General features: G+C 54.4%; 5 protein-coding genes. 2 read left to right on the forward strand and 3 right to left on the reverse strand.

Features of this window, described 5'->3' with window-relative positions; translation table 11 throughout:
• Positions 1 to 84 precede the first annotated feature (84 nt).
• A complete protein-coding gene (locus D8Y22_RS23385; RefSeq protein ID WP_141465371.1) occupies positions 85 to 789 on the reverse strand; it encodes an alpha/beta fold hydrolase in 705 nt (234 codons plus the stop codon).
• Positions 790 to 872: 83 nt separating this feature from the next.
• Here D8Y22_RS23385 and D8Y22_RS14255 point away from each other — a divergent pair, with 83 nt between their 5' ends.
• A complete protein-coding gene (locus D8Y22_RS14255) occupies positions 873 to 1,511 on the forward strand; it encodes a helix-turn-helix domain-containing protein (protein WP_141465372.1) in 639 nt (212 codons plus the stop codon).
• Positions 1,512 to 2,153: 642 nt separating this feature from the next.
• Here D8Y22_RS14255 and D8Y22_RS14265 read toward each other — a convergent pair.
• Entirely contained in the window at positions 2,154 to 2,558 is a 405-nt protein-coding gene (locus D8Y22_RS14265; RefSeq protein ID WP_141465373.1) for an HVO_A0114 family putative DNA-binding protein, read from the reverse strand.
• A 32-nt stretch (positions 2,559 to 2,590) separates the two neighbouring features.
• Entirely contained in the window at positions 2,591 to 2,887 is a 297-nt protein-coding gene (locus D8Y22_RS14270) for a toxin-antitoxin system TumE family protein (RefSeq protein ID WP_141465374.1), read from the reverse strand.
• A gap of 631 nt (positions 2,888 to 3,518) precedes the next feature.
• Here D8Y22_RS14270 and D8Y22_RS22675 point away from each other — a divergent pair.
• A partial coding sequence (locus D8Y22_RS22675; RefSeq protein ID WP_217350890.1) for a hypothetical protein occupies positions 3,519 to 3,765 on the forward strand: 247 nt, incomplete at its 3' end.

The raw sequence follows: 3,765 nt of genomic DNA on the forward strand, positions 1-3,765 counted from the left end.
TAAGTCACACTATCCACCGGATTCTCACATTCCTAGTTACTGATGATTCTAGTCCGATGTCCTTGGATGCCTCGGTGCGTTAAACTAGAACAGATGACCGTGCCACAGCCTCGTGGCGACGTCAACATCGGTGAGGTCGAACGTCCAAGGATTGGCCAGTATCCGAGACTCCGCGACAGCACCGCTTGCCCCTCCATCAACGGCCTCGATAAAATCACTCGCAACGAGATGAACGTCCGTATCCGGGATCCCCTGGGGATCAGTGGTGAACTGTGAGACGACGGTGTTCGGCCACCGATTTGCGATCCAACCTTGCGTGCGGAATAACCCTCCAAGCAACCGTGGTGTTCGGCGAGCTAACGTAGCAAGCCGTTGCTGTGTCGCGACCGGTTCTCCCATCCCTGGCGGTGTTGCCCCCGAGACGATGTGAACCTCGCGGACACGGTTTGAACGTGTTGCAGCGGCCGCAAGTGCGTGCGGCCCACCGCCGGAGAAGCCGACAAGCCGTGCGTCAGCGACTCCGTATGCATCCAATATGCCCGCGACAATGGTCCCGGCATTGGTTAACTTCCGTGTCGGCCATGACGTTGACCAACCATAGCCTGGGCGATCAGGCGCGATGATCCGACAGCCCGCTCGTCGTGCGGTATCATCGAACAATCCGCCGAGCAGCCGCGATCCGGGCGTTCCGTGGAGAAACACGAGCGGTTCCCCCTCAGGGTCGCCGTACTCGTTGAACGCAACTGTCCGGCCACGTATCGTCGTGCTTCCCGTCGGTTCGTCGGTCATTGGCTGCGGTTCCGTCGCCGCGGACCTGATTTTATCCCCGGATACATCCGGTGGTTAATATCCAAGCCGTGAGTAGACCAGCTATGAAACGAATCACGTTCCAGACGGAATACGCAGAACCAGTGCATCCAATACAGGCGGCCGTAGGCGACACGCCTGCGACAACGCGGGCAGACCTGTTGTGTTGGAGCCCGACACCTGATGGGACCGCGCTTGCGTGGTTCGATGCAGCTCAAGCGACGATCAAAGCGTTACTTGACGGGGTCAACCCAGTTGTCGATGCGTCGCTTCATGAGGACACGACAGGTACATATGCGCTCATTGAGGAATCTCAGCTTGAACTCCGGCAGGCGGCGCTGGATATAGTCGCTGACGCGGCGGTTGCGTTTCCACCACCAGTCGTATTCTACGGCAACGGGACAGTCAGGTTCGACGCAGTCGGCATCTCGGGTGCGCTGAATGACCTCCATGGTCAACTCCAGAAACAAACAACCGTGCGTATTGAAACAGTCCAGGAATACAGACCAGAGTCATCACCGGGACTGCTCACAAACAGGCAACGAGAAGCAATATCATCCGCTATTTCTGTTGGATACTACAAAATTCCACGGGAGGGAACCGTTGCAGACGTAGCCGACACTATCGGCTGTTCTCATAGCACAGCCGGCGAACTACTCCGGAAGGCCGAGCGATCGGTGATGACAGCGGTCGTGGACCAATAGTTGCAAGATGTGCGCTATCAATTCAGCACGTCGCGCTCAATCTATCGAGTGGTTGGTAGAAACAGCGTGTAAATCCAGAGGTGTGTGATATCGACCTAAATCAACTGAAACCCGGCTTGGTAGATTTAGAGATGGAGAATACTAACCTGGGTCTATTAAATCCCAATCCAGTGGATTTAGCATGGTATAGTATCTCACGCGACCTCGGCCAAATGATCGGAAAAATGGGAAATGGTGGTTATCTTCAGAGGGTGGTGTACTCCGTTTTGAAATGGATTATTTTCCATGTGTTCAGCACGAATGTTGAAATTCATCCTTAACCAGAGGTGAATTTGCTTATTTGCTCACACTGCCGCAGTGCGTCCTCGATCGTGAGTCCGTGCTGGCGAGCAAACTCGTGAGCTAACACCCATGCACGACAGGAGCGTTCAGGATTGGTGTCATCGAGTTTCCAACTATAGTCAACGAGCGCCCCAACGACGAGTAGGTCTTCCTGAGGTGTGCGCATCAACCGGTTTAGTTCCATAATCGTATGGAAACTCACGCAAGCACCCCACGTCATCAACCTTTCACTTTGGGGCTGATCCCGACGTTCACTCGCGGACGTGGTTCAAGTCGGATCAGGTCGAGTGGGAGGGATTTTCACGGTGCCGCTGTACCGACACTCCCGTTCGACCCTGCAAATGGGATGTCGATCTCGAGACCGTCGTAGGCCAGCGTTGGCTTCTTCGCCTGGCCCGATCCACCGCCTTCGAACTTGATGACGCCGATGTCTTCGAGTTCGGAAAGGTTCCGATGGACCTGCTTGTAATCTCGCTCAACTAGCTCAGCAGCTTCACGGATGCTGTCAGGCTGGTGTTCGGAAATCGCCTGCAGCAGTTCCAGATTTTTTGGGCTGAGCAGGCGACTGAGTTCTGTATACGATCCGAAGTTCAGTACCGGCTGGGCGTCGTCAATATCTTCACCCTCTTGGGCAGCTTTGATGCGGCCCCGCGTGTGCTGGTTGAGGCGATCGCGTTCACCGACGGTGACTTTGAGCGTGGGCATAGTGTGTTCCTCCTGGAGGCATCCTACTCTGGTCAGTCCCACGAGATGGACGACATCTCCTCGGTCTCGCGTATGAAACGGTCGTACAGCGTCAGCATCCCGGGGAAGTCGATAATTCCGACACCATCCCGAGTGTGGCGCTCGTGACCGTTTGTCCGTTCGTGGGCGTTGTCGTATCGAAGGGCGGTGTCGCCGCCAACTTCTCCGAGGTGCAAGCTGTAGTCCCATCCGCACGGGTACTTTTCATCCTCCGTCTGCCGGATGGTCACATCAACGACGTAGCCATCTTCGACATCCTGCCAGTCTTCGATGGTGGTGTAGGATGCCATCCGTCGCCCTATGTTATCACCTCCATAGGTTTATAGCTATGGTCTCAACAACATAGGGTGGAGTTTCTTCTTCACGACAGAGTGAGGTGATTCACCAACCCGGTCCAATGAACCGATAATCGCTGGATCAATGTCCCGCATCGTAGCCAACCCCGACATTGTATCGTGGAAGGTGTTGAGTGCCGACTTGTAGAACAGGGACGATGATGTCCACGAGTGAATATCAGTCATCGATACCGTCGGGACTCACCAACCCCTGCTTCGACTGGAACAATATTCCGCCCCCTCTCATTCTCATACAGCGGCACTCCGAGGTCCGAAACTCTGCATACAGCGGCACTCCGGGGTGCAAAACCACCTCCACAGAAGTTAACTCTCAGCTTCTGTCGTCATACAGCGGCACTCCGGTGCCCATCTATACGGCGGCACTTCGAGGTCCGAAACTCTGCATACAGCGGCACTCCGGGGTGTAAAACCACCTCCACAGAAGCTAACTTCTGATTTCTCTCAGCATACAGCGGCACTCCGGTCCCAGATAGATGAGAACGATTCAACCAGAATCTGAGATGCCGATCCAGCCAAAACAGATTTACTCAACGGAGTCACAATCGAATTCAACACACAAACAGCTATGGAATCCCTTGACGAAGCATACATTGACTCGGAAAGCACAGACAATGAAATCGACATCGACGCAGTCAAATCGACCTTCCGACAGAAAAACCCAGCAAGCAACAAATTTTGGCAAGGTGTTTGGGACGCAGTCGACGTTGAAAACTATGCGCTCTTGTGTAGGAGATTGTTGATACCGCTCAGCTGTGGCTGTCGAATCAAAGAGGACAAGGACACCGCGTCAGCGGTGTCCGATACGTATGATT

The organism is Salinadaptatus halalkaliphilus (assembly GCF_006543045.1).
Taxonomy (GTDB): Archaea; Halobacteriota; Halobacteria; order Halobacteriales; family Natrialbaceae; genus Salinadaptatus; species Salinadaptatus halalkaliphilus.

Bases quoted from the DNA above. Each gene is read 5' to 3' on its own strand.
- D8Y22_RS23385 (WP_141465371.1), bottom strand. From the start codon at position 789: ATGACCGACGAACCGACGGGAAGCACGACGATACGTGGCCGGACAGTT.
- D8Y22_RS14270 (WP_141465374.1), bottom strand. From the start codon at position 2,887: ATGGCATCCTACACCACCATCGAAGACTGGCAGGATGTCGAAGATGGC.
- D8Y22_RS14255 (WP_141465372.1), top strand. From the start codon at position 873: ATGAAACGAATCACGTTCCAGACGGAATACGCAGAACCAGTGCATCCA.
- D8Y22_RS14265 (WP_141465373.1), bottom strand. From the start codon at position 2,558: ATGCCCACGCTCAAAGTCACCGTCGGTGAACGCGATCGCCTCAACCAG.